24 protein-coding genes are annotated in these 25,708 nt (G+C 66.3%); 6 read left to right on the top strand and 18 right to left on the bottom strand.

All coding sequences use genetic code 11. From position 1 onward, the window contains the following. Position 1 precedes the first annotated feature (1 nt). From GU920_RS09425 to GU920_RS09385, 9 genes are all read right to left on the bottom strand, one after another. Positions 2 to 142: a hypothetical protein gene (locus GU920_RS09425; protein ID WP_161766777.1), complete on the bottom strand. Its 141-nt coding sequence runs from the start codon at positions 140 to 142 to the stop codon at positions 2 to 4. After that, positions 135 to 962 (bottom strand): XdhC family protein, encoded by an 828-nt coding sequence (locus tag GU920_RS09420; protein WP_201744075.1) that lies wholly within the window; start codon positions 960 to 962, stop codon positions 135 to 137. Before GU920_RS09420 ends, GU920_RS09425 begins: the two co-directional genes overlap by 8 nt. Further along, positions 959 to 2,134, bottom strand: coding sequence for a vWA domain-containing protein (locus GU920_RS09415; protein ID WP_161766776.1), 1,176 nt, complete (start codon positions 2,132 to 2,134; stop codon positions 959 to 961). The genes GU920_RS09420 and GU920_RS09415 overlap by 4 nt, the downstream gene beginning before the upstream one ends. Further along, complete coding sequence (locus GU920_RS09410) at positions 2,131 to 3,009, bottom strand: AAA family ATPase (RefSeq protein ID WP_161766775.1); 879 nt, start codon at positions 3,007 to 3,009, stop codon at positions 2,131 to 2,133. Before GU920_RS09410 ends, GU920_RS09415 begins: the two co-directional genes overlap by 4 nt. A gap of 67 nt (positions 3,010 to 3,076) precedes the next feature. Then, positions 3,077 to 5,497 (bottom strand): aerobic carbon-monoxide dehydrogenase large subunit, encoded by a 2,421-nt coding sequence (locus GU920_RS09405; RefSeq protein ID WP_161766774.1) that lies wholly within the window; start codon positions 5,495 to 5,497, stop codon positions 3,077 to 3,079. Further along, positions 5,494 to 5,985: a (2Fe-2S)-binding protein gene (locus GU920_RS09400; RefSeq protein WP_161766773.1), complete on the bottom strand. Its 492-nt coding sequence runs from the start codon at positions 5,983 to 5,985 to the stop codon at positions 5,494 to 5,496. The genes GU920_RS09405 and GU920_RS09400 overlap by 4 nt, the downstream gene beginning before the upstream one ends. A 13-nt stretch (positions 5,986 to 5,998) precedes the next feature. Next, entirely contained in the window at positions 5,999 to 6,853 is an 855-nt protein-coding gene (locus tag GU920_RS09395; RefSeq protein ID WP_161766772.1) for an FAD binding domain-containing protein, read from the bottom strand. Between the two features lie 137 nt (positions 6,854 to 6,990). Then, the gene (locus GU920_RS09390) at positions 6,991 to 8,160 is read right to left on the bottom strand and encodes an MHYT domain-containing protein (RefSeq protein ID WP_201744074.1); all 1,170 of its coding nucleotides are present in this window, start codon (positions 8,158 to 8,160) and stop codon (positions 6,991 to 6,993) included. 40 nt (positions 8,161 to 8,200) lie between these two features. Further along, entirely contained in the window at positions 8,201 to 8,887 is a 687-nt protein-coding gene (locus tag GU920_RS09385; RefSeq protein WP_161766771.1) for a GntR family transcriptional regulator, read from the bottom strand. A 202-nt stretch (positions 8,888 to 9,089) separates the two neighbouring features. Here GU920_RS09385 and GU920_RS09380 point away from each other — a divergent pair, with 202 nt between their 5' ends. Beyond that, positions 9,090 to 10,517 (top strand): NCS1 family nucleobase:cation symporter-1, encoded by a 1,428-nt coding sequence (locus GU920_RS09380; RefSeq protein ID WP_161766770.1) that lies wholly within the window; start codon positions 9,090 to 9,092, stop codon positions 10,515 to 10,517. Between the two features lie 51 nt (positions 10,518 to 10,568). Here GU920_RS09380 and GU920_RS09375 read toward each other — a convergent pair whose 3' ends face one another. After that, positions 10,569 to 11,459 carry a bestrophin family protein gene (locus GU920_RS09375; RefSeq protein ID WP_161766769.1) on the bottom strand — a complete coding sequence of 297 codons (891 nt, stop codon included), beginning with the start codon at positions 11,457 to 11,459 and terminating at the stop codon, positions 10,569 to 10,571. A gap of 156 nt (positions 11,460 to 11,615) precedes the next feature. Between GU920_RS09375 and GU920_RS09370 the strand changes: the two genes are divergently transcribed. From GU920_RS09370 to acuI, 4 genes are all read left to right on the top strand, one after another. Beyond that, positions 11,616 to 12,461 (top strand): metalloregulator ArsR/SmtB family transcription factor, encoded by an 846-nt coding sequence (locus GU920_RS09370; protein ID WP_161766768.1) that lies wholly within the window; start codon positions 11,616 to 11,618, stop codon positions 12,459 to 12,461. Between the two features lie 5 nt (positions 12,462 to 12,466). Beyond that, on the top strand, positions 12,467 to 13,474 hold the full coding sequence (locus tag GU920_RS09365; protein ID WP_161766767.1) for an ArsJ-associated glyceraldehyde-3-phosphate dehydrogenase: 1,008 nt from the start codon (positions 12,467 to 12,469) through the stop codon (positions 13,472 to 13,474). 56 nt (positions 13,475 to 13,530) lie between these two features. Then, positions 13,531 to 14,727, top strand: coding sequence for an organoarsenical effux MFS transporter ArsJ (gene arsJ, locus GU920_RS09360; protein ID WP_235933253.1), 1,197 nt, complete (start codon positions 13,531 to 13,533; stop codon positions 14,725 to 14,727). A gap of 70 nt (positions 14,728 to 14,797) precedes the next feature. Then, complete coding sequence (acuI, locus tag GU920_RS09355; protein ID WP_161766765.1) at positions 14,798 to 15,790, top strand: acrylyl-CoA reductase (NADPH); 993 nt, start codon at positions 14,798 to 14,800, stop codon at positions 15,788 to 15,790. Between the two features lie 101 nt (positions 15,791 to 15,891). Here acuI and GU920_RS09350 read toward each other — a convergent pair whose 3' ends face one another. After that, on the bottom strand, positions 15,892 to 16,161 hold the full coding sequence (locus tag GU920_RS09350) for a putative nucleotidyltransferase substrate binding domain-containing protein (RefSeq protein WP_161766764.1): 270 nt from the start codon (positions 16,159 to 16,161) through the stop codon (positions 15,892 to 15,894). 110 nt (positions 16,162 to 16,271) lie between these two features. Between GU920_RS09350 and GU920_RS09345 the strand changes: the two genes are divergently transcribed. After that, the gene (locus GU920_RS09345) at positions 16,272 to 16,559 is read left to right on the top strand and encodes a hypothetical protein (protein WP_161766763.1); all 288 of its coding nucleotides are present in this window, start codon (positions 16,272 to 16,274) and stop codon (positions 16,557 to 16,559) included. Between the two features lie 9 nt (positions 16,560 to 16,568). On the opposite strand, the gene GU920_RS09340 is transcribed toward GU920_RS09345, so the two are convergent. The 7 genes from GU920_RS09340 to htpX all read right to left on the bottom strand — a co-directional run bounded on the left by GU920_RS09340 (position 16,569) and on the right by htpX (position 25,704). After that, positions 16,569 to 16,964, bottom strand: coding sequence for a response regulator transcription factor (locus tag GU920_RS09340; RefSeq protein ID WP_161766762.1), 396 nt, complete (start codon positions 16,962 to 16,964; stop codon positions 16,569 to 16,571). Between the two features lie 116 nt (positions 16,965 to 17,080). After that, complete coding sequence (locus GU920_RS09335) at positions 17,081 to 18,952, bottom strand: MFS transporter (RefSeq protein ID WP_201744073.1); 1,872 nt, start codon at positions 18,950 to 18,952, stop codon at positions 17,081 to 17,083. A gap of 187 nt (positions 18,953 to 19,139) precedes the next feature. Then, positions 19,140 to 19,820, bottom strand: coding sequence for an adenylate kinase (locus GU920_RS09330; RefSeq protein ID WP_161766761.1), 681 nt, complete (start codon positions 19,818 to 19,820; stop codon positions 19,140 to 19,142). Continuing rightward, positions 19,817 to 21,778 (bottom strand): acetate--CoA ligase, encoded by a 1,962-nt coding sequence (gene acs, locus GU920_RS09325; protein ID WP_161766760.1) that lies wholly within the window; start codon positions 21,776 to 21,778, stop codon positions 19,817 to 19,819. The genes GU920_RS09330 and acs overlap by 4 nt, the downstream gene beginning before the upstream one ends. 354 nt (positions 21,779 to 22,132) lie before the next feature. Then, entirely contained in the window at positions 22,133 to 22,759 is a 627-nt protein-coding gene (locus tag GU920_RS09320) for a hypothetical protein (RefSeq protein ID WP_161766759.1), read from the bottom strand. Positions 22,760 to 23,751: 992 nt separating this feature from the next. Further along, positions 23,752 to 24,780, bottom strand: coding sequence for a Holliday junction branch migration DNA helicase RuvB (ruvB, locus tag GU920_RS09315; RefSeq protein WP_161766758.1), 1,029 nt, complete (start codon positions 24,778 to 24,780; stop codon positions 23,752 to 23,754). Positions 24,781 to 24,822: 42 nt separating this feature from the next. Next, positions 24,823 to 25,704: a zinc metalloprotease HtpX gene (htpX, locus tag GU920_RS09310; RefSeq protein WP_161766757.1), complete on the bottom strand. Its 882-nt coding sequence runs from the start codon at positions 25,702 to 25,704 to the stop codon at positions 24,823 to 24,825. Positions 25,705 to 25,708 lie beyond the last annotated feature (4 nt).

The following is a 25,708-nucleotide window of genomic DNA, read 5'->3' as shown; positions in this document are numbered from 1 at the left end:
CTCAGCAGCAAGGCGGTTTCACCTGCGCCAGCACTTCCAGTTGCGCCTGCGTCAAAGGCCGAAAGAACAGGGCCGTAAGCCGCTTAAGCAATCCTTTCGGTTGCGAGGTATGGTGGCCGTCTTCTCGGGTCTGTTCAATCATGCCCCACCTCCCGCCCGCCCGCACGACGGCACAGCGTGATCTCGGCCAGGATCGACAGGGCGATCTCCTCGGGCGTGATCGCGTGGATATCCAGCCCGGCCGGGGCCTTCACCCGCGCGATGTCTTCCAGCGGCACGCCAGAGGCCACCAGCCGTTCGGCCAGCGTCGCGAACTTCCGGCGCGACCCCACGAACGCCACGTAATCTGCCCCCGATGCCAGCGCCGCACGCAAGCCCGCCTCATCGCCCTTGCCCTGCGTGGCCACGACGACATAGCGCTGCCCCAGCGCCCCCGCCTCCAGCGCAAAGCCATCCTGCACATGCTCGGCCGCACCATCAGTCAGCCCCGGCGCGGCCAGTGTGCGATGCAGGTCAAACCGCCCCGCCAGATCGCACAGCGCCATCGCAACTGGCCCCGCGCCAAAGACCACCAGCCGCGGCTGGGGCAGCACCGGCTCCACGAACACATCCATGGAGCCCTTCGACGGGCAGCCGTTTCGCGCGAACCGCACCCCGTGCCGCTCGTCGCCCGCAGCCACCCCTTCCGCCGCCAGCAACTCTTCCGGGCGCAGCGAGATGAATTGCGGGCGTCCCTCGCGGATCGCCGCCGCGCCCGCCTTGCCCACCGCAGACCGCGCGCATCCGCCGCCGATCCAGCCCTCGGCAATCGTCCCGTCCGGCAGCACCACCGCCTTCGCCCCCGGCTTGGCACTGGTGGCATCCACCGTGCGCACCACGGTGGCAATCGCGAACGGCACCCCTTGCGCGCGCAGGGTGGAAAGCGTGGCCTCGAACCGGCTGTCGAAACGGGCGGGCATCATAGGCGGGCAAGCTCCTTTTCCAGCGCGGCCAGATCGTCCAGCGTGGCCGCAGGGGCGAACAGATCAAGGTAAGGCAGGGCCGCCGCCATCCCGGCGGCCACCGGCGCATAGTCGCGCCAGCCCTTCAGCGGGTTCAGCCACAGGATGCGGCATCCGCGCCGCGCCAGCCGCGCCATCGCCTGTGCAAGCGCGTCCGACGGCGCCGTGTCATAGCCATCCGACAGGATCATCACCACGCTGCGCCCGTTCACGAAGCGGCGCGCGTGGGTAGCCGCGAACTGCGCCAGCGCTGCCCCGATCCGGCTGCCGCCGCCAAAGCCGTCGGCCAGCAGCGTGATCCGGTCAAGCGCGCGAAGCGGGTCCTCGTCCCGCAGCGCCTCGGTCACCCGGACAAGGCGGGTGTGGAACAGATAGGCATCCGCCCGCCCGTCCGCCCGCATCAGCCCCGCCAGAAAGGCAAGAAAGGGGCGCGCATAGACGGTCATCGACCCCGACACATCAACCAGCGCCGCAATCCGCACCGGGCGATCCGGGCGCCGTCGCCGTGCCAGACGCATCGGCTCCCCCCCCGTGGCCAGCGAGGCGCGGATGGTGCGGCGCAGGTCGATCCGGGCGCCCCGCCGCGCCGCCTTAGCCCGCCGCGACCGCCGGTCGCGCAGCGCCTGCCCCAGCCGGATCGCCACCACCTCTGCCGCGCGGATATCCTCGGCCGCCACAAGCTCGCGCAAATCCGTGCGCCGCAGGTTGCGCACCGCTGTCGCCACCAGCCGCCCGGGTCCCCCGGCCTCGCTCTCGCCCGCGCGCCCGCTGTCCGGGGCCTCGGCTTGACCGCGCCCCGTGCCGCTGTCGCCCTCGGCCCCGCGCGCGGGGCGGGCATGGGGTGGCGGGGCGGCAGGCACGACCTTGCGCCGCACCCGCCCGCCGTTGCGCCAGTAACTGTCGAACACCGCATCGAACCGCGCCCAATCCTCGGCGCAGCCACAGGCCACCACCTTCAACGCGCGGCGCACCGACGCCTCATCCGCAGGCGTCACCGCCAGCGCGGCCATCGCCACCTCTGCCTCGGCAATGCCCAGCCGGAACCCGTTGTCACGCAAATGCGCCATGAACCCCGCCACGCGGGCCACCGGCCCCGGATCGCGCGCGGCAAAGCGGGTCACCGCCCCCCTCATGCCGCGCGCCCCGCCAGCCGCTGGGCCACTTCTGTGGTCACCGCCGCGCGGTCCCCTTGCGTTTTCAGCAAGGTCGCAAGCGCCGCCTGCAACACGCCCGGATCAGCCGTCAGATCCGCCACCCCCAAGCCCGCGAGGGCAGCCGCGAAATCCAGCATCTCGGCCACGCCGGGCTTCTTCTCCAACGCCTCCTTCCGCAGCGATTGGACAAAACCCACGATCTGCTGCCCCAGCGCCGCACCCATGTCCGGGCGGCGCGCCTGCAGGATCGCCAGTTCCGTCGCCGCATCGGGGTAATCCACATGCGCATAAAGACAGCGCCGCCGCAGCGCGTCTGACAGATCCCGCGTGCCATTCGCCGTCAGGATCACCATGGGCCGCGTCACCGCGCGGATCGTTCCCATCTCGGGGATGGTGATTTGGAAATCCGACAACACCTCCAGCAGATAGGCCTCGAACGCCTCATCCGCGCGGTCGATCTCGTCGATCAGCAACACGGGGGCAACCGGCTGGCGGATCGCGGCCAGCAAGGGCCGTTCGAGCAGATAGGCCTCGGAAAACAGCCGCGCCTCCACCGCGCTTCCCGTCTCGCCGCCTTCGGCCAAGGCCCGGATCGCCAGAAGCTGCCGCTGGTAATTCCACTCATAGATCGCCTGCGCCGCGTCCAGCCCCTCATAGCATTGCAGCCTGATCAGCGCGCAGCCCTTCCACGCCGCCAAGGCGCGCGCGACTTCCGTCTTCCCCACCCCCGCCGCCCCTTCCAGAAGCAAGGGCCGCCCCAGAACAAGCGCCAGATGCACCGCCATCGCCAGATCGTCGCTGGCGACATAACCCTGCGCGGCAAGGCCGGATTGCACGGTGGCGGCAGTGGTCATCAAGAGTGTCCCGCCGGGATAAGGGGAAAGGGGGGGTCAGGGGGGGCCGTTGCCCCCCCTGCCGTCATCAGCCATGGAGACCCAGATCACGGGCGATCTTCCAGATGCGCCAATGGTCATGCGGCATATGCGACTGGCGCAATCCAAAGGGCCGGAACGCATCATGCACCGCGTTCGAAAACGCCGGAACCGATCCCACATTCGGGCTTTCGCCCACCCCCTTGGCCCCGATGGGATGGTGGGGCGACGGGGTTTCGGTGTGGTCGGTCGTGTAATGCGGCGTCTCCCAGGCGGTGGGCAGGAAGAAATCCATCAAGGTCCCGGTCTTGACATTGCCGATCTCGTCATAGGCGATCTCCTGCCCCATCGCGATGGCATAGCCTTCCGTCGCCCCGCCATGGACCTGCCCCTCGATCACCATCGGGTTGATCCGGGTGCCGCAATCATCCAGCGCGTAGAACTGCCGCACCGCATGCTCGCCGGTATCGACGTCGATCTCCATCACCGCGATATAGGCGCCGAAGGGATAGGTCATGTTGGGCGGATCATAGTAGGACACCGCCTCCAGCCCCGGTTCGATGCCCGGAATGGCCTGATTATAGGCCGCATAGGCGATGTCCTTCATGGTCTTGAACCGCTCCGGCGCGCCTTTCACCTGAAAGCGGTCCACATCCCATTCCAGATCGCCCTCATGCACCTCCAAGAGCCAGGCCGCGATCATCTGCGCCTTGGCGCGGATCTTGCGCCCGCACAGCGCGGTCGCCGCCCCTGCAACGGGCGTCGACCGGCTGCCATAGGTGCCCAGACCATAGGGCGCCGTATCCGTATCGCCTTCCTCCACCGTGATGCTGTCGGCACTCAGCCCGATCTCGCTGGCGATGATCTGGGCGAATGTCGTGGCATGTCCCTGCCCCTGGCTGATCGTGCCCAGCCGCGCGATCGCGCTGCCCGTCGGGTGGATGCGGATCTCGCAGCTATCGAACATCCCCATGCCAAGGATGTCGCAATTCTTCACCGGGCCGGCCCCCACGATTTCGGTGAAATGCGTCAGCCCGATGCCCAACAGCTTGCGCGTCCTGCCCGCCCTGAATTCGGCCAGCCTTTGCGCCTGTTCGGCCCTGAGCCCCTTGTAATCCACCGCCGCCAGCGCCTTGTCCCAAGCGGTGTGGTAATCGCCCGAGTCATACTCCCAGCCCAGCGCCGACTGATAGGGGAACTGGTCCTTGCGGATGAAGTTGATGCGCCGCAACTCTGCCGCATCCATCCCCAGCTCAATCGCGAGCACCTCGATCATCCGTTCGATGAAATAGGCCGCCTCCGTCACGCGGAAGGAACAGCGATAGGCCACGCCGCCCGGGGCCTTGTTGGTATAGACCCCGTCCACCCCCACATAGGCCACCGGAATGTCATAGCTGCCGGTGCAGATATGGAAGAACCCCGCCGGGAACTTGGTCGGGTCCGCGCAGGCGTCAAACGCTCCGTGATCGGCGGTCACATGGCAATGCAGCGCGGTGATCCTGCCCTCTTTCGTGGCGCTGATCCGGCCCTTCATCCAGTAGTCACGGGCAAAGGCCGTGGCCATCAGGTTGTCCATCCGATCCTCGACCCACTTCACGGGCTTGCCCGTGACGATTGAGGCGACGATGGCGCAGACATAGCCGGGATAGACCCCCACCTTGTTGCCAAACCCCCCGCCGATATCGGGCGATACCACCCGGATATTGTGCTCCTCGATCCCCGACAGGAGAGAGGCCACGGTGCGCACCACATGCGGCGCCTGAAACGTCCCCCAGACGGTCAGCTTGCCATTCACCTTGTCCATGCTGGCCACGCAGCCGCAGGTCTCCAGCGGGCAGGGATGGGTGCGGTGGTAATAGACCACCTCCTCCGCCACCACCTCCGCCGCGCCAAGCGCCTCTTCCGTGGCCGCCTTGTCGCCCGTCTCCCACAGGAAGATGTGGTTGTGATGCCGCCGCGGCCCATGCGCGCCCGACAGGATGCCGTTCAGATCCTCGCGCAGCACCGGCGCATCGGGCGCCAGGGCGGCGAAGGGGTCCACCACGACGGGCAGTTCCTCATACTCCACCTCCACCAGTTCGATGGCATCGGCGGCGATATAGCGGTCGGTCGCCACGACAAAGGCCACCTCCTGCCCCTGGAACAGCACCTTGCCATCGGCCAGCACCATCTGCTTGTCGCCCGCCAGCGTGGGCATCCAGTGCAGGTTCAACGGCGCCAGATCGGCCGCCGTCAGCACGGCCACCACACCGGGCAGCGCGCGGGCTGCATCGGCATTTATCGACACGACCCGCGCATGGGCATAGGGCGAGCGGACGAAATCACCAAACAGCATCCCTGCCATCTTGATGTCATCGACATAGTTGCCCTTGCCTTGGGTGAAGCGCACATCCTCCACCCGTTTGCGGCTGGACCCCAGACCCTTGAGGTTGGCGATCCGCTCTTCGCGGCTTGGCGTCAGATCGTTCATTCCGCGGCCTCCTTCGCATTCATCTCGGACGCGGCGGCCAGAATGGCCTTCACGATGTTCTGGTATCCGGTGCAGCGGCACAAGTTCCCGGCCATGCCGAACCGCACCTCCTCCTCGGTCGGGTTCGGGTTCTCGATCAGCAACCGATGCGCGCGGGTGATCATTCCCGGCGTGCAATAGCCGCATTGCAGCCCGTGATGTTCGCGGAAGGTCCGCTGCAGCACATGCAGCCCGTCGGGGCTGCCCAAGCCTTCGATGGTGGTGATCTCCGCCCCATCCGCCTGCGCCACGAACACCGTGCAGGCCTTCACCGACCGCCCGTTCATATCCACCGTGCAGGCCCCGCAATGGCTGGTCTCGCAGCCGATATGCGGCCCGGTGAGGCCCAGCCGTTCCCGCAGCGTGTGGATCAGCAATTCGCGCGGCTCAGCTAGAATGTAATGCACCTCACCGTTCACGGTCAGGCTGATCTGCATCTTCTTTCCCATCGCCCTCTCCCCCTCAGGCCCGCGACCAGGCGCGCGCAATCGCGCGGCCAAGGATCACGCCCGCCACATGTTTCTTGAACGCGATCGGCCCGCGATTGTCGGCTTGCGGATCAATATCCGCGAGCATGGCCGCCACTGCATCCGCCACCGCCTCTGCGCCGCAGTCGCGCCCCACCAGCGCCGCCGCCGCCGCCTCTGACCAGACCGGCACATCCGACAGGTTGGTCATCGCAACCGACGCACTGGCCACCTTGCCACCAGACTTCGTCAGAAGCACCGCCGCCGCCGCCGTGGCATAATCCCCGATCTTGCGCTTCTGCTTTTCATAGGCATGGCCGCCCGCATGGACGGGAATGGCGATCCGCGTCAGGATTTCGTCCTCCGCCCGCTCCGTTGCGTAAAGCCCGTGATAGAAGGCCCGCGCCGGCACCTCGCGCGGCCCCCCCGGCCCCACCAGCGTGAACCGCGCGTCAAGGCATTGCATCAGCCCCGGCATGTCATTACCCGGATCGCCATTGGCGACATTGCCGCCCACCGTGCCCACATAGCGCACCTGCGGATCGGCGATCTGCAACGCCGCCTCGCGCAGGATGGGCACCGCCTTGGCCAGCCCATCATGGCTGATCAATTCGGCCTGCGTCACCATCGCCCCGATGGTGACCTCCCGCTCGGCCACGGTGATCCCCCGCAACTCGGCCACCGATTGCAGATCCACCAGATGGCCGACCGACGCCATCCGCAGCTTCATCATGGGGATCAGGCTGTGCCCCCCCGCGATGACGCGCGCCTCATCGCCATATGCCGACAAAATCCCCAGGGCCGACGCAAGGTCGCCCGGCCGGTGATACTCAAAGGCCGATGGTATCATGTGCTCCTCCCGATCCGCGTCCGTCCCGCGCAGGCTTTCGGAAGGCTATGGCGATCCGCCCGCAGGTTGAGGGGCCAGACGCGAACGGAGCGCAGTTTTGCACCAGATGCGGAATGTCCGCACGAACTGCGACAGCGCTACAGACCCAACGCCTCGCGCAGGTCCGCCAACCGCGCCCGGCTGACCGGAATACGCAGACTTTCCGCCCCGTCCACGCTGCACTGGCCGGAATCCCGCAACCTTTCGAACTTCACCACATGCGCGGGGTTGATCAGGTAGCTGCGATGGACCCGCAAAAAGCCCAGCGGGGCCAGCCGCTCTTCCGCCTCCGAGATGGACCACGGGCAGAACAGCGTCTCCGCCCCCTTCTGCAGCAGGGTGTAATGTCCCTCGGCGCGGACGGCGGAAATCGCAGCGGGTTCCAGAAAATAGGTCCGCCCTTCCCGCTCATGCGGAACCCGCAGCGCCGCCGGTTCCGCCCGTGGCGCAGCAGTGGGCGCGGGCTCGGGCGGGGCCGCCCCCGCCAGACCCGGCGCGGCCGCCTCCTCCGGCTGCGGCGCAAAGGTGATCCCGGTCAGCAGGAAGGCGGCCGAAATGACAAAGGCCGCCAGCGTCACGATGATGGCCAGTGTCTCGTTGCTCAGCGCCGGGCCGATGGCGCCGGTCGCGCCGTCGGACAGGAATCCCGTCCCCGCCATCGCAATGAAATGCACCATCACCACCGCCACGCCGAACCCCACCGTCCCCAGCACGATGTTGCGCCGCCCGCGCTCGGAATAGGCCAGCCGCACCGCCAGCACCGAAAGGCCCACTGATGCCACCAGCGCCCCTGCAATCCCCATGGGCGTATAGACAGGCCGGCACAGTTCCATCCCCGACATGCCGATGTAATGCATCAGCGCGATGCCAAGCCCGATGATCACCCCCGCCAGCGTGATCGACCGCCGCGTGCGCGCCCGGAAATGCAGGATCAGCAGCGCCAGCCCCGTCATCAGGATCGCCACCAGCGCCGAAACCAGCGTCGTCAGCGCGTCGTAGGTGTACAGGATGGGCAGTTGCAGCCCCAGCATCGCCACGAAATGCATCGACCAGATGCCACCGCCCAGCGCCACCGCCGCCATCGACACGGCCACCTTCCGCTCGCCCACCGACCGGCGCGACACCCCCCGTGTGAGCGATAGCCCCGTGAACCCCGCCATCAGCGCGATGGCAAAGGCCGCCAGCACCAAACGCCAGTCATGGCTGTACTCCAGCACCGAAAGCCTCCCCGCTTGCGGTTTGGCAGAAAGCTTACAGCCCGTTGCCATTAATCAAAAGACAACAAACCGCCCCGCCCCGCAGAAGGGCTCACCCCCCCGGCGCAGGGTCTGCCTCGGCCACGCCCCACCAGCGCTTGGTCTGGTGCAGATGCGCGGCGATGGCCGCCTGCGCCCGTTCGGCATCCCGCGCCTCCAGCGCGGCGATGATCTCCAGATGCTCCCCCATCGCCGATGCGATGCGGTCGGGCAGAAAGGCGCGCTGGTTCTGGATCACCGCGATCCGGTCGCGGTTTTCGGCGTAAAGCCGCCCCATGATCCCGTCCCCGATCCCGGTGGCCAACAGGTCATGCAGCGACAGATCGGTTTGGATGGCCGCGCGCTGCATCGCAGGCGTCACCGCCCCCGCCGCCGCATCGCGCAGCCGCAGATGCGCCTCGCGCAGGGCCACCAGCGGCATGTCCGCCCCCGCCCGGATCAGCCGCCGCGCCCCTTCGCCGTCAAGGATCGCCCGCAGGTCCAGACATTCGCGCGTCACCTCGGGGCCGACCGTCATCACCGTCAGCCCGCGCTTGGGCAGCACCGTCACCAGACCCGGCCCCTCGGCCCGCTTCACCGCCTCGCGCACCGCCGCCATGGGAAAACCCAGCCGCTCCACCAGCATCGGCATCGACAGGAACATCCCCGCCGGCAGCCGCCCATCCCGCAACTGCGCAAGCAGCGCCTCATGCGCCAGGTCCGTCAGCTTTGCATCCGCCGCAGCGGTGATCCCCCCCATGTTTCCCCCTCCCCGTCACATCCGCGATTTCCGCCGATAGCCTAAAGGTGTTTCTTGGCTCTTGCCGGTATCCATCGCTTGACAGATCACGTAACATTTTACGTGCGACATTACGTGATGCCAAACCAGAGTCCACCCCAAACCGGACCGATCACGCGCCTTACCGTCCAATAGGAAACTGCGCCGCGCGCAGGAGGGAACAATGACATCCATTCCACAGACCGAAGCCCTGACCAGCGACAGCGATGCGCTGCGCCCCGTCACGCCCCAAGAAAAATGCTGGGGCTGGTTCGCCATCTTCAACGTCTGGGCCAATGACGTGCAGTCGCTCTTTGGCTACACGCTCGTCGCCTCGCTCTTCATCTCCTACGGGGTCAGCGGGTGGACGGCCTTCGCCGCCCTCATCGCCGCGGGCCTTTTCGTCATGGTGATGGTCAATCTCTCCGGCGCAGCGGGGGAACGCTACGGTATCCCCTACCCGGTCTTCGCCCGCGCCAGCATGGGCACGTCCGGCGCGAAACTGCCTGCCATCATCAGGGCGGTTGTGGCCGTGTTCTGGTATGGCGTGCAGGTCTACTTCGCCTCCACCGCGCTGGCGCTACTGATCCGGCTGCTCACCGGCGCGACGGACGGGGCCACCTTCCTCGGCCTCGGGGCGATCGACTGGGTCTCGTTCCTGGTCGTCTGGGCCTTCCACATCGCCATCTTCTGGCGCGGGATGGGCTGGGTCGAAAGCTTTCTCAACTTTGCCGGCCCCTTCGTCTACGTCGTGATGATCGGCCTTGTCGTCGTGCTCTGGGTCCGCTCCGACGGCCAGCTTCTGCACCACGCCCAGACGATCTTCACCCGCCCCGATGCCACATGGGGCACCGAAATCGCGGGCTTCATCGCCATCATCGGCACGATGATCGCCTACTTCGCCGCCGTCATGATCAACTTCAGCGACTTCTCCCGCTATGCCCGGACCAAGGACGCCATGGTGAAAGGCAACCTCGCCGGTCTGCCCTTCAACATGATCCTGTTCTCGGCGCTGGCCCTGCTCACCACCGCGGGCGCGGCCGCGATCTATGGCGAGCAGATCATCAACCCGACCGAGATCGTCGAACGCACCGACAGCGTGCTCCTCGGCATCATCGCCGCCATCACCTTCTTTGCCGCGACCGTGGGCATCAACCTTGTGGCGAACTTCATCCCTGCGGTGAACGGCATTGCCAACCTCGCCCCCGATCGGATCGGCTTTCGCAAGGCGGGGCTCATCACCTCGGGCTTCGCGCTGGTCATCGGCGGGCTCTGGACGGCCGTCATCAGCCAGATTGGCATCGCGGGCTTCGTCAATACGCTGGGCGCCATGCTGGCCCCGCTCTACGGCATCCTGATCGTGGACTACTACCTGATCCGCAAGGAAAAGCTCCACCTCGCCGACCTCTACAAGACGAATGGCGGGCGCTACCACTACACCAATGGCTGGCATCGCAACGCGCTGATCGCCTTTGGCGTGGCTGCGGTCTTTTCGGTCGCCACCGTCTGGGTGCCGGTGCTTGGGCAGCTGGAAGGCTATGGCTGGGTCATCGGCGCCGTGCTGGGCGGGGCGATCTACCGCGCGCTCTGCAAGGGTGAAGGCGCCGCCTGAACCGCGGCCAATGTGCATCGCATGGGGGGCGGGCCGAAAGGTCCGCCCCTTTCAACTCAGGTAATGATCCACCGGCGCCAGCGGCGGCGGCGCCACCCGCCCCAGATGCGGCGCAAGGCTGATCTCCGCCGCCCGGCAAATGGCATCCATCGCGATTCCGTTCGGGCTTGTGGCGAAGGGATGGCTCAACTCCTCCGTCACCTCCGCCAGCCCAAGGAACATGTACCCCACCACCGCCACGAACAACGGCGTGGCCCAACCGGTGGTGGCCGTCAGCGCAAAGGGCAGAAGCAGGCAGTAAAGGTAGCTCGTCCGATAGATCAGCAGCGAATAGACAAAGGGCAGGGGGCTGTTGGCGATCCGCTCGCACCCGGCCTGCTGCTGGGCGATGCCCCCGATCCGCGCGGTCAGGCTGCGCGCGCCGAACCCGTCGACTGCGCCCGCGCGATGCCCGGCGGCGATCAGCGCCCCCAGACCATCCAGCGCCGCACAGGGCGGATGCGGCGCATCCGCCAACACCACCACGCCCGCGCGCGGCGCATCGCGCATCGGCAAGCCACGCAGGTTGATGCGATGGGCATGGATGAAATCCAGCGCCGCCTCCAGCATCGCGCGGCGCGCGCCCGTATCTGCAACAAACACCTCCGCCTCGCGCGCCAGCGCCCGCAGATCGGCCAATAGCCCACCCCAGAGCTTGCGCGCCTCCCACCAGCGGTCATAGGCCGCGTTGTTGCGGAACCCCAAAAACAGCGACAGCCCGATCCCGAACACCGCAAAGGCCGATCCGTCCAGACGCGGCACCGCGCCCGTGATGCGGTCCAGCACCACCACCGCCGTCGCACAGGCCGCCAGCACCAGAACCGGCACCGCGATCCGCGGCACGATCGACCCGCGCAACGCGGTCAGTAGATCCCACAGGTTCGGCCTGTCCCTGACGATCATTCCGCACCCCGTTCCACCCAACCGCCACAACCGACGGCACCGCACCAGTGCTGCATGACCCCACCCGGATTGTCCAGTTGCCCAACAGCGCCAAAGAACCCGCCTGTTACAAGAACTTCACTGGCTTTTCACAATTAATTCCGTTATTCACGAATTATGGAAAAGATAAACGCGCCCCACGCCTTCGCCACCCTCGGCCATCCTGACCGGCTCGCCGTGTTCCGGCTGCTCAACCGTTTCGCCCCGCGCGGCGTCCGGCCCACCGAGATTGCCGCCGCCCTGAACCTCAAGCCCAACACCCTGTCCCACCATCTTGCCGATCTGACCGCCTGCAATCTCGTCACCGTCACGCGTGACGGCCGGTCGCTTTACTACGCCGTCAACCTCGATGCGACCGAGGCGCTGATCGGCTACCTCGCGCTCGATGTCGGCCGCGCCCGGCCTGATCTGCTCGCTCCCCTGCTCGCCCCACCCAAGGAACCCGCCATGCGCGACACCGATTTCGACGTGCTCTTCATCTGTTCGGGCAACTCCGCCCGCTCCATCTTCGCCGAGGCGCTGCTACGCGATCTGGGTCAGGGCAAGTTTCAGGCCTTCTCTGCCGGCACCCGGCCCAGCAGCGCACTCAACCCCTTCGCGCTCGAGGTGCTCGGCCGGAACGGCCATGACATCACCAGCCTGCGCTCCAAGCACATCTCGGAATTCCAGCAGCCGGGCTCCATCGTGATGGATTTCGTCTTCACCGTCTGCGACACCGCCGCCGCCGAGGAATGTCCCCCATGGCCCGGCCAACCCATCACCGGGCATTGGGGCCTGCCCGACCCCGTCAGCGCAACCGGCACCGATGCCGAAAAGGCGCTTGTCTTCGCCCAGACCTACGCCGCCCTGCGCCGCCGTGTGCAGGCCTTCGTCGCCCTGCCCTTCGATACGCTGAACCGTATGTCCCTGCAGGCCAGCATCGACCGCATCGCCCTCAGCCCTGACCCCGAACTGAAAGTCTGATCCCCATGCCCCACATCGCCCTCAACGGCCTCGGCCGCATCGGCAAGCTTGTGCTGCGCAACCTGATCGACGCCGGCACGGGCGGTGATCTGGTGCTCCTCAACGATCCCGCAGGCGATCCAGAACAGCACGCGCTCCTGATGGAATTCGACAGCGTCCACGGCCGCTGGTCCACCCCGGTCAGCCATGCGCCCGGCACGCTGGTGCTGGATGGCCAACCCATCCGGCTCACGCAGGAGAAAACCATCGAGGCGCTGCCCCTTGCCGAACTGGGCGTCGATGTGGTGATCGACGCGACCGGCGTCTTCAAGACCGCCGCCAAGATCGCCCCCTACTACGCGGCGGGCGTCAAGAAGGTTGTCGTCTCGGCCCCGGTCAAGGATGGCGGCGCGCTCAACCTTGTCTACGGCGTCAACCACCACCTCTACGATGGCAGCCAGACGCTGATCACCGCCGCCTCCTGCACCACCAACTGCCTCGCCCCCGTGGTGAAGGTGATCCACGAGGCGCTTCGCATCCGCCACGGCTCCATCACCACGATCCACGATGTGACAAACACCCAGACCATCGTCGACCGCCCGGCCAAGGACATGCGCCGCGCCCGTTCGGCGCTTTTGAACCTGATCCCCACCACCACTGGCAGCGCAACCGCGATCACGCTGATCTACCCCGAACTGAAAGGCCGCCTGAACGGCCACGCCGTGCGCGTGCCGCTTCTGAACGCATCGCTCACCGATTGCGTATTCGAGGTGGAAACCCCCACCACGGTGGAAGAGGTGAACGCCCTCTTCAAGGCCGCCGCCAAAGGCCCGCTGCGTGGCATCCTGGGCTATGAACCCCGCGCGCTGGTGTCGTCAGATTTCACCAACGATCCCCGCTCGTCCATCATCGACGCGCAATCCACCATGGTGGTGAACGGCACGCAGGTGAAGGTCTATGCCTGGTATGACAACGAATGGGGCTATGCCTGCCGTCTGGCCGACATCGCCCGCATGGTGGCGGCCTCCCTGTGACAGCCGTGAACCCCCTGCGCGCCTATATCGCCGTCACGGCGGCCTATTGGGCCTTCATGCTGTCGGACGGCGCGCTGCGCATGCTGGTGCTTCTGCACTTCAATGCGCTGGGTTTCACGCCCGTCCAACTGGCATGGCTGTTCCTGCTCTATGAGGTGGCCGGCATCGTCACCAACCTCGCCGCAGGCTGGCTCGCCGCCCGTTTCGGGCTTGCCGCCACGCTCTATGCCGGGCTCAGCCTGCAGATTATGGCGCTGGCGGCGCTGACGCAGCTTGACCCGGGCTGGGCCATCGCCGCCTCGGTCGCCTTCGTCATGGCGGTGCAGGGCCTGTCGGGCGTGGCCAAGGATCTGGCGAAGATGTCGTCGAAATCCGCCGTGAAACTGCTGGCGCCCAGCGAAGAGGGCGGGCTCTTCCGCTGGGTCGCCCTGCTGACCGGATCGAAGAACGCGGTCAAGGGCGCGGGCTTCTTCCTCGGCGCGGCGCTTCTGGCACTCGCAGGCTTCGCGCCCGCTCTTTGGACCATGGCCGCCGTGCTGATGGCGATCCTGATCGCCGTCCTTCTGTTCCTGCCCAAGGGTCTGCCCGGCCGCATGAAATCGGCGGAAAGCTGGGGCGGCTGGCGGTCGCCCGACGCGCGCATCAACCGGCTGTCGCTGGCGCGGATGTTCCTGTTCGGGGCGCGGGATGTCTGGTTCGTCGTGGGCATCCCGGTCTATTTTCAGGCGGTCCTGTCCGACGGCACGCCCGACAGCCGCCGCGCGGCCTTTTTCCTGATCGGCGGTTTCCTCGCGCTCTGGATCATCGCCTATGGCGCGGTGCAGGCCATGGCCCCCCGCATCCTCGGGGGCAAGGGCCAACCCCTGCCCGACACCACGCGCAAGGCCGCGCTCTGGTCGGGCCTCCTCGTTCCCATCCCCTTCGCGCTGGCCGCCCTCGCGCTCTGGGCAGGGGAGCCCGCGCCGTGGCTGACCGCCACCCTGATCCTTGGCCTCCTCGCCTTCGGCTTTGTCTTTGCGGTGAATTCCTCGGTCCATTCCTACCTGATCCTTGCCTTCGGATCGGCCGATCGCATCACGCGCGATGTGGGCTTTTACTACATGGCCAATGCCGCAGGCCGCCTGATCGGCACGCTCCTGTCCGGCCTCAGCTACCAATGGGGCGGCTTGGCCGCCTGCCTTGCCACGGCGGGCACCATGGCGCTGCTGGCCTGGCTCGCCACCCGCACCCTGCCCCGGCAACCCGCGCCCTAGCGCGGCCCCCCCCTTGCATGCGACGGGCTTTCCGTCTTTGCTCCGCCCCGCACATATGAAGGGGCCCCCGATGTTCGACGCCATCCTGATCGACAAATCCGATGCCGGCCAAAGCGCACAGCTCACCCGCCTGTCGCCGGATCAGCTGCCGCCGGGCGATGTCACCGTTGCGGTGGAATGGTCCACGCTGAACTACAAGGACGCGCTCGCCATCACCGGCACCTCGCCCGTGGTGCGCAGCTTTCCCATGGTCCCGGGGATCGACCTTGCCGGCACCGTCACCGAAAGCAGCCACGCCGATTTCGCGCCGGGCCACAAGGTGGTGCTGAACGGCTGGGGTGTCGGCGAAAAGCACTGGGGCGGCCTTGCCGGGCAGGCCCGGCTGAGCGGGGACTGGCTCATCCCGCTGCCTGCGGGGATTTCGCCCCGCGCCGCCATGGCCATCGGCACCGCAGGCTATACCGCCATGCTCTGCGTGATGGCGCTGGATCGCCATGGCATCACCCCCGCCTCGGGCGAAATCGTCGTCACCGGCGCGGCAGGCGGCGTGGGCAGCATCGCCACTGCCCTTCTGGCGCGGCGCGGCTACACCGTGGCCGCCGTCACCGGCCGCGCGGCCGAGGCGGACTATCTCCGCTCCCTCGGCGCCAGCAGCATTGTTGACCGGGCCGAGCTTTCCGCCCCGGGCAAGCCGCTGGCCCGCGAACGCTGGGCGGGCGCGGTGGATGTGGCGGGCGGCGTGGTGCTGGCCAATGTTCTGGCCGCCATGCGCTATCGCGGCGTGGTCGCCGCCTGCGGCCTTGCCGCCGGGATGGACCTGCCCACCACCGTCGCCCCCTTCATCCTGCGCGGCGTCACCCTTGCGGGCATCGACAGCGTGATGTGCCCCAAGGCCGACCGCCTCGCCGCCTGGTCGCTGCTGGCGCAGGAGCTTGACCTCGCGCTCCTCGACAGCATGACGACCGAAATCCCGCTGTCCGACGTGATCGCCACCGCGCCCCGCTTCCTGCAAGGGCAGGTGCGCGGCCGCATCGTCGTTCCCGTCGGCAAAGCCACGGCCTGATCAGGCGTTCAGGTCCCGCAACAGGCGGCCATGCTTGCGCAGCTCGGTCAGCACCGCATGAAAGGTGCCGATCCCACGCCCGCGCAGCATGGTCAGCCTCTTCAGAAAGGCATCCGCCGTCGCCTCTGCCCCGCCCGCACCTGCCGCGCCTGATGCTCCAGCCGCGCCCGCGTATTGGCCGGGGCCAGCCGCCCGATCATCGCATGGATCCGCGCCAGTTCCGTGACCGGCACGACACCCAGATGCTTCACGGCGATCTGGTTCTTGCGCCCGCCCGACCGGATCGTCGCAAAGCCCCGCAACAACCCCACGGGCGGCGCGTCCGCCACACAAACGGCCAGCAGCACGAACCATGCATGGTCGCCCTCCATCGCCGCATCATCGACGATCAGGCATTGTCCTGATCCGACACGCCCATCTTGCCCACCGCCAGGCTTTGTGGAACCTTCTCCTCGGACAGCGGGGCAGGGAGACACCGACCTTGACGGAGATCATAGCACAGCAACTGCTCGACCCTTTCCGAGCAGGCCTTATCTTCTTCCTCGTCGTCACCGCGCACCGCACCCGCGCCACCATGGGCCTAAGGACACCGCTTGTCCTCGGGGTTATCTTCGTTGCGGCGATGCTGCCCCTGACCACCGGCGGCGGCATGGTAGAACAGGCGGGCGGCGTCCTGCCCGCCATGGCCTATGGGCTTGTGACCAACACCATCCTTCTGGGCATCGTCCTGTTCGGCTGGGCGATCTGGGAACGCACCCGCCGCAGCTAGGCCCCACGATCACCCAAGCTGCGCGCGCATCTTCTCGCGCAGGTCGTCCAGACTGAACGGTTTCGCCAGAAACCCGTCCGCTCCCACCGCCAAGGCACGGTCGCGCTGTGCCAACGATCCCCGTGCCGTCATGATCAGGATCCTGACCGCAGCCAATTCCCCGTCAGACCGTACCGCCTGGCAGATGTCATAGCCTGAAACCTGCGGCAGCATGACATCCAGAAGGATGAGGTCGGGCCGTATCTCGCGGATCGCGGCTTCTGCCTCTGCCCCGTCCGCGATGCGGAAATACCGATGCCCCTCGCGCTCGATCACATATTGCAAGGCCATGGCGATGTTGTCCTCGTCTTCCACGACAAGGACGCGATGCGTTTTCGACTTCACCGTTCCGGGCGCATCAGCCATCTGAAATCCGGTCATTCCTTCGCCACTCTCATAATGCGGGGCGGCGGTTCCCGCTAAGGTCTTCGTCCAAAAGCGAACAGGCCGGGGGGGTCCCCCGGCCTGCCGGTCTGCGCCGATCACTTGTCGGCGAAGATGTCCTTCTTGTGGGTGCCACCCGGAACGAACAGCGCCCCGATCACCACGGTCGCAGCTGCGATGATGATCGGATACCACAGACCGCCATACACGTTCCCGGTCTGGGCCGAGATGGCAAAGGCCGTCGCAGGCATCAGACCGCCGAACCAGCCGTTGCCGATGTGATAGGGCAGCGACAGACCCGAATAGCGGATGCGCGTCGGGAACAGTTCCACCAGCATCGCCGCGATCGGGCCATACACCATCGTCACAAGAAGGATGAGGTAGGTCAGGATCGCCACGATCGCCAGCTTCTGGCCGGTGAAGATGTCGAAGAAATGGGCAGCCTTGGCCACCGTTTCGTTCGCATCCGCCGACAGCGGATAGCCCGCAGCCGTCAGCGCCTCGTTCACCTGTTTGGTGAAGGCCGCCGGAACGCCCTTCTCGGCATCGAGCGCCGCCTGCGCCGCGTCGATGGCCGCCTGATCGGTGCCAGCCTTCGCAGTTTCCAGTGCCGCCGTCAGTTCGGCCACCTTGGCGGTGTTGGCCGCCGCGTCATAAGACGTGACGACGGTTTCGCCGATCTGGATCGACGCCACGGTCGCCGCCGGGTCGAAGTTGGTGGTGTAGTTGACCGAGGTGCGCGCCAGCGTGGATTTCGCCACATCGCAGGCATTGGTGAACTTCACCGTCCCCGTCGGGTTGAACTGGAACGAGCAGTCGGCTTCATTCGCCGTCACCGTCACCGGGGTCTGGTGTGCAGCGTACAGCGCCGGGTTCGCCACCTGCGTCAGCAGCGGGAAGACGAACTTATAGGTCAGCGCCGCGATCAGGCAGCCCGCAAGGATGATCGGCTTGCGGCCGATGCGGTCCGACAGCGACCCGAAGAAGATGAAGCCCCAGGTCCCGAGGATCAGCGACCACGCCACAAGGACGTTGGCCGTGAAGCTGTCGACCTTGATCACGTTCTGCATGAAGAACAGCGCGTAGAACTGGCCCGAGTACCACACCACGGCCTGACCGGCGACAAGGCCGAACAACGCGATGATGGCGAATTTGCCGTTCTTCCATGTTCCAAAGGCTTCGCGCAGCGGTGCCTTCGAGGCTGCACCCTCTTCCTTCATCTTCTTGAAGGCGGGCGATTCGTTCATCTGCAGACGGATGTAGAGCGAGATCAGCAGCAGGAAGATCGAACCGAGGAACGGGATACGCCAGCCCCACAGATCGAACGGCTTGATCATCTTCGGCGTGCCATCCGGGTTCATGACCGCCGCGCCAGCCGCGTCGAGAACGGGCGTCGGCTCCCAGTTGCCATTCACATAGCCCTGCACCGCAAGGATCACGATCAGCGAAAGCAGCAGCCCCAGCGTCGCCGTGGTCTGAATGTAGGCGGTGAAGTAACCGCGCTGATTTGCCGGGGCATGCTCCGCCACATAGACCGCAGCGCCGCCATATTCGCCGCCAAGCGCCAGGCCCTGCGCCATGCGCAGGATGATCAGGATGATCGGAGCGGCGGCACCCCAAGACGCATAGCCGGGCAGCAGCCCGACGAGGAAGGTGGACACACCCATGATCAGGATCGTCATGAGGAAGGTGTACTTCCGGCCGATCAGGTCGCCCAGCATCCCAAAGACCAGAGCGCCGAACGGACGCACGATGAAGCCCGCCGCAAAGGCCAGCAGTGCGAATACGTTCCGCGTCGCTTCAGGGAACGAGGTGAAGAATTGCGCGCCGATGATCGCGGCGAGCGAACCGTACAGATAGAAGTCGTACCATTCGAAGATGGTCCCGGCGGAAGAGGCCATGATGACCTTCCGCTCCTCTGCCGTCATGGGACGCGAGCGTTCCCTGACGTTCATTTCCGTTGATGCCATTTAGGCGTCCTCCTTGTTTTCCGGCCTCAAGGACCGTTCCCACAGTTATCGGTCGCACTGACCCTTCCTCCCTTGCGGGCCTCCCGGGCCCCTCTGCCCGCCTGCGCGGTCAGGGGCGTGCAGCTTCACGCTCGCGCGATCCGCCTCCCTTCCTCCACGCCCGGGTGGGCCGGGCATGGCCTCCTTCTTACGCCGTCACCCGCTGCACGATGGCCGAAAGCGCCGCGCGGATATCCGCGATGGTTCCCATCGCATCGACCCGCGCCAGCACGCCCTGACCCTCGTAATGGGAAATCAGCGGCGCCGTCTGGGCGTGATAGGCCACCAGCCGCTCACGCACCGTCTCGGCATTGTCGTCAGCCCGGCGCTTGAACGCCGTGCCGCCGCATCTGTCACATGTGCCTGCCACGGCAGGCCGCTTGAATTCGTCATGGTATCCCTCGCCACAGGTGGCACAGGTTAAGCGGCCCGCAACGCGGCCCACCATCGCAGCATCGTCCACCTCAAGGCTGATCGCCGCCGTGACGTGCTGGCCGCTCTCGGCCAGCAACCCATCCAGGGCCTCCGCCTGCGCAGCCGTGCGCGGGAACCCGTCGAGGATTATGCCGCGCGCCACATCCGGCGCGGTCATGCGCTCCTTCAGGATCGCCAGCACGATGTCATCGCTGACCAGCCCGCCCGCCTCCATCACCGCCTTGGCGCGCGCCCCGGCCTCTGTTCCGGCCGCCACCGCCGCCCGCAGCAGATCGCCCGTGGACAGCTGGACCAGACCGAAATCCTCCTCCAGCATCCGCGCCTGCGTGCCTTTCCCGGCCCCCGGGGGGCCGAGCAGGATCAGCACGGCAGGTGTGGTCAGAACCTCGCTCATCCCCGGTTCATCCGGTTTTCGATCAGTTCATCGACGACGGAAGGATCGGCCAGCGTCGAGGTATCCCCCAGCGACCCGAAATCGTTCTCCGCGATCTTGCGCAGGATGCGTCGCATGATCTTGCCCGACCGCGTCTTGGGCAGGCCCGGCGCCCATTGGATCAGGTCCGGCTTGGCGATGGGGCCGATCTCGGTCCGCACCCAGGCCTCCAGCTCCTTGCGCAGCGCGTCGGTGGGCTCCTCGCCCTTCATCAGCGTGACATAGGCATAGATGCCCTGCCCCTTGATGTCATGCGGGTATCCCACCACCGCCGCCTCGGCGACCTTCGGATGGGCGACAAGGGCACTTTCCACCTCGGCCGTCCCCATCCGGTGGCCCGACACGTTGATCACGTCATCGACGCGGCCCGTGATCCAGTAGTAGCCATCCGCATCCCGGCGGCAGCCGTCACCGGTGAAGTAATAGCCGCGATACTGGCTAAAATAGGCCTCCTCGAACCGCGCATGATCGCCCCAGAGCGTGCGCATCTGCCCCGGCCAACTGTCGGCGATGCACAGCACCCCATCCGCTGCCGTGGCCTCCTGCACCGCCGCCGTCGCCGGGTCCAGAACCACGGGCTTCACCCCGAAGAAGGGCTTGGTGGCCGATCCCGGCTTCTGCGGGATCGCGCCGGGCAGCGGCGTGATCAGATGCCCGCCGGTTTCCGTCTGCCAGAAGGTATCGACGATCGGGCAGCGGCCCTTGCCGACATGGGTGTTGTACCAGTTCCACGCCTCGGGGTTGATGGGCTCACCCACCGATCCAAGCAGGCGCAGGCTGGACAGGTCATGCTTCTCCACCCATTCCGGCCCCAGCCCCATCAGCGACCGGATCGCCGTCGGCGCGGTGTAGAACTGCGTCACCTTGTGCTTGGCGCAGACCTCCCAGAACCGCCCGGCATCTGGATAGGTCGGCACGCCCTCGAACATCAGCGTGGTCGCGCCATTGGCCAACGGCCCATAGACGATATAGCTATGCCCTGTGACCCAACCCACATCCGCCGTGCACCAGAAGATATCGCCGTCGTGATAGTCAAAGGTCATCTGATGCGTCATCGACGCATAGACCAGATAGCCGCCCGAGGTATGGACCACCCCCTTCGGCTTGCCGGTGGAGCCGGAGGTGTACAGGATGAACAGCGGATCCTCCGCCCCCACTTCCGTATAGGCGCAATAGGGGGCCGCCGCCGCCATCTCGGCCTTCAGGTCCACGTCGCGCCCATCCACCCAAGACGTCTGATCGCCCGTATGCTTGACCACCATGCACTTTACATGATCACCACAGTGCAGAAGCGCGGCATCGGTATTGGCCTTCAGCGGCGTCTTCTTGCCCCCGCGCGGCGCATGATCGGCGGTGATCACCACCTTGGCCGCGGAATCGTTGATCCGGTTGGCCAGCGCATCCGGCGAAAAGCCCCCGAAGACCACCGAATGAATGGCCCCGATCCGCGCGCAGGCCAGCATCGCATAGGCCGCCTCCGGGATCATCGGCATGTAGAGAACCACCCGGTCGCCCTTCGTCACCCCATGCGCCTTAAGCACATTTGCCATCCGGCAGGTGTTCTCCAGAAGCTGCGCATAGGTGATGTGCTGCGCCGGAGTCTTAGGATCATCCGGCTCCCAGATGATCGCGGTCTGGTTCGCCCGCGTCACCATATGCCGGTCGATGCAGTTGGCACTCACGTTCAGCGTGCCATCCTCGAACCACTTGATCGAAACTTTGCCGATGTCGAAATTCGTATCCTTGACCTTGGTATAGTCGCGGATCCAGTCGATCCGCTTTCCCTGCGCCGCCCAGAACGCCACAGGATCGGCGACCGATGCCGCATACATCCGCGCATAGCCCGCCGCATCGACATGCGCCCGCGCCACGAATTCGGCCGAGGCCGCATAGACCCCTTCCTGTACGGTTTCTGCCATGGATCCACCTCCGATTACGCCGCAAGCCCGCGCAGCCTCCCCTTCGGAGACTCCTCCATCACGCGCCCGCGAAATTTCGCCGCCAGTTAATTACCAACAACCCGTTGATGTCTATCATAAATTTTGTAAATTTTTTGACGGGCCGGCAGAAATTTTGAAAATTCCTTAACACCGCGATCCGCAACCCTGCGATCCGTCATGAAATTTCCGGGCACCCGGGCGCCACCCCTGTCCCGCAGGAAAAGTGCAACCACCGCGCGGCAAAACTGCCCTGCGCCCCTGTTTGCGCTCACAACTCCGTGATCCCCCGCACAGCGCAGCCCCACCGCGCGGCTGATTCCCCGCCCCTGCGGATCAGATCGCCCGCCCGATCCGCGCCGCCAGCCGCAGCGCATGGCTTGCATCCGTGGCGACGGCGGGCAGAACCGGATCATAGCCCGCCCGGATCAGCGCCGCGATCTCGGGCCGCAGCAGCACCGCGCCGCCCGCGCCCTGCGCCAGCGGGGACTGGTCCCCAAAGGCCCGGTCCGACCAGAGAAGGATCATCTGCACCGCCTGGCTCAGCGCCAGCACCTCCGCCGGCACGGCGGCCAGATGTGCATCCATCCGCACAAAGACGAACACCGCCCGGATCGCGCCTGCCGCGTCGAAACGGAAGATGCGGTACTGGTTTGCCCCCGCCGCCTCCAGCCGCGCGCACAGGCCGCGCAACTCCGGCACCAGCCGGTCAAGGTTCGGCACCTCCGGCAGTTCCGCCCAGTCCCGGCAGAAGAAGACCATCAGATTGGCGCCCAGTTCCGGGTCCGTTTCGGCAATGCGATGCCCGGCCAGCGCAACCACCGCCTCCACGGCGCCCTTCACCACCGACAGCGTGGCATCCTCCACCCCAAACACCACCGGCACGATCGGCCGCCCCCAACGCGCAAACAGATACTGCCCATCCGCACGCGTGAACAACGCTTCCACCTGATCCGGGGTCATCCTATCCACCTCCGTCTGACATGGCCCGCCGCGCGTCCAGCCATGACGCCAAATTCAGGGGGATTCAACACAACGCCCGTCACATGGCCCGTCCGCTTCGCCCGCCGCGCGCACAGGCCGGACCTGCACTTCACCTTTGGCGCGACGCGTGCCCCCCCTTCCATGCTTTTCATCATGTCCGGTTGTCCGACCCTTGATCAGAGATGTGTCAGTGACCTTTACCGGCGTGCGGGCAAGCGATGTGGGCCTGCCCCTCGACAAGCCCCGCGAACCAAGGCGCTCAGCCTGACCCAAGCCCCCTCACATCGCTGAACAATCTGCAGGATGACATCCTCGCCGAAGGCTTCGTCTTTGCGGAAAATGTCGCAGCAGACTGGATCAGGGACCGGATCATCGAGAACCAGTCCGAATACCTAGAAATCCTCACGCGTCTCCTAGGCGCGAAAACCGCTGAAAAGCTGGTGGGCTACATGGTCGGCGTAGCCTATGACTACGGCACAGCCCTCACAAAGGTGGCTGACGGAACGTCCAACCGCAAGGATGGATGGGATCTCCTGCGTGACACATCCGTGGACGTGCGCAAGGCGCTGCGGCCGCAGAAGTTCGACATCCTTGCAGAGCTTGGCGTGCCGGGCCTGACTGTGAGCGCAAAGGAATTTGAGTGCGCCGTCGACATCATGATGAACAGCGTCCGCGAAGCGGCTCTATACGAGGCCGAACGCGCCTTCGAAAACCGCCCCCTCATCATCGTGCGTGGCGCGCCGCCGACCCTTGCGCCCCCGCCCCCAGCGCCCCTGGACCCGGACAGCCTGATCTTACCGGCGCAAAGCCCCCGCGGACGGTCGGGCGTTCCTAACCCAAAGCCATCCCACCGCACCATCCGCAACACCAAAAGTTTTCCCAAAAACTTTTGGTGTCCCCCGAACCGAAAAATTTCCCCGGAAATTTTTCGTCTCCCCGCCGCCAAAACTTTTCCAGAAAAGTTTTGGCGCTCACCCCTCGAACAGATCCGCCTGTCCCGGCCCTTTCGGCGGCTCCAGTCCCAGATGCCGCCACGCCTTGGCCGCCAGCATCCGCCCGCGCGGCGTCCGCTGGATCAGGCCCTGCTGCAAGAGGAACGGCTCGATCACCTCCTCAATCGCATCCCGCGCCTCAGACAGCGCCGCTGCGATGGTCTCCACCCCGACCGGCCCGCCGCCATAGTTCTCGGCCAGAAGGCCCAGATAGCGCCGGTCTGCACCATCCAGCCCCAGATGATCCACGCCCAGCCGCGTCAGCGCCCGGTCAGCGATCCCCTTGGTCAGCCGTCCGTCCCCTTCCACCAGCACGAAATCCACCACCCGCCGCAGCAGACGCCCCGCCACGCGCGGCGTCCCCCGCGCCCGGCGCGCGATTTCCCGCGTGCCCTCGGGTTCCGCCTGCACCCCCAGAAGACGCGCCCCACGCCCGACGATGAGGTCAAGTTCATCCTCGGTATAGAATTGCAGCCGCGTCGGGATTCCGAAGCGGTCCCGCAAGGGTGTCGTGAGCAGCCCAAGCCGTGTCGTGGCCCCCACAAGCGTGAAGGGCTGCAGGTCGATCCGCACGGTCCGCGCCGCAGGCCCCTCGCCGATCACCAGATCCAGCGCGAAATCCTCCATCGCCGGGTAGAGCACCTCTTCCACGACGGGTGACAGCCGGTGGATCTCGTCGATGAACAGCACGTCGCGCGGTTCCAGATTGGTCAGGATCGCCGCCAGGTCGCCGGGCTTGGCCAGCACCGGCCCCGATGTCATCCGAAACCCAACCCCCAATTCCCGCGCCATGATCTGCGCCAGTGTCGTCTTGCCAAGCCCGGGCGGCCCGTGAAACAGCGTGTGATCCATCGCCTCGCCCCGCATCCGGGCGCTTTCGATGAAGACGCGCAGATTGGCCCGCGCCTCTGCCTGCCCCACGAACTCTTCCAGGGCCTGTGGGCGCAAGGCCCGGTCGGCATCCTCGGGCAGGCGTTCGGGGCGCAGGGTCGGATCAGGGGTCATCATGGGCGGGAACATTCACAGAACGCCACGCCTTTGGCAAGCCATTCAGGCCCACGGTCCCCGCGCCTGAACCCCGACCTTACCCCAACGCTTGCCCTCGGCCGCCAATGCCTCCAGCGCCGCGATCCGGTTCGCCGTCGCCGGATGGGTGGAGAACAGCGCATCCCGCCGTTGGGCGTGCAGCGGGTTGATGATGAACATATGCGCCACCGCCGGGTTCCGCTCGGCGGCGTCATTGTCGATGCCCTTGGCGAAGGCATCAATCTTTTTTAGCGCAGAGGCCAGCCACATCGGATTGCCGCAGATCGCCGCCCCCACCTTGTCGGCCTGATATTCGCGTGATCGCGAAATGGCCATCTGCACCAGCCCCGCCGCGAGGGGCGCGAAGATCATCACCGCAATCGCCCCCAGCATCCCCCCCTGCCGATCGCGCCCAAAGAACATCGCGAAATTGGCCAGCATCCCGATCGCCCCGGCAAAGGTCGCCGTCACCGTCATGATCAGCGTGTCGCGGTTCTGGATATGCGCCAGTTCATGCGCCATCACCGCCGCCACCTCCTCTGCCGTCAGCCGCCGCAACAGGCCCGTCGTCGCCGCCACCGCCGCATTCTCCGGGTTCCGCCCGGTGGCAAAGGCATTCGGCTGATCCGTGTCGATCACATAGACCTTGGGCCGCGGCATCCCCGCCCCATCGGCCAGCCGATGCACCATCCCCACAAAGTCCGGCGCGGTCTGGGCGGTCACCTCGCGGGCGCCGGTCATGCGCAGCACGGCCTTGTCCGAATTCCAATAACCCACAAGGTTCATGCCCGCCGCCACCACCAAGGCCAACAGCGCCCCGGTGCCGCCACCGATCATCGCACCGATGCCCATGAACAGCGCGGTCAGCGCCGCCATCAGGATGAATGTCTTGCCATGTCCGTTCATATCC

The organism is Paragemmobacter ruber (assembly GCF_009908315.1).
GTDB classification, from domain to species: Bacteria; Pseudomonadota; Alphaproteobacteria; order Rhodobacterales; family Rhodobacteraceae; genus Paragemmobacter; species Paragemmobacter ruber.
Note: the sequence above shows the minus strand (reverse complement) of the source record. Positions and strands in the feature narration are given on the sequence as shown.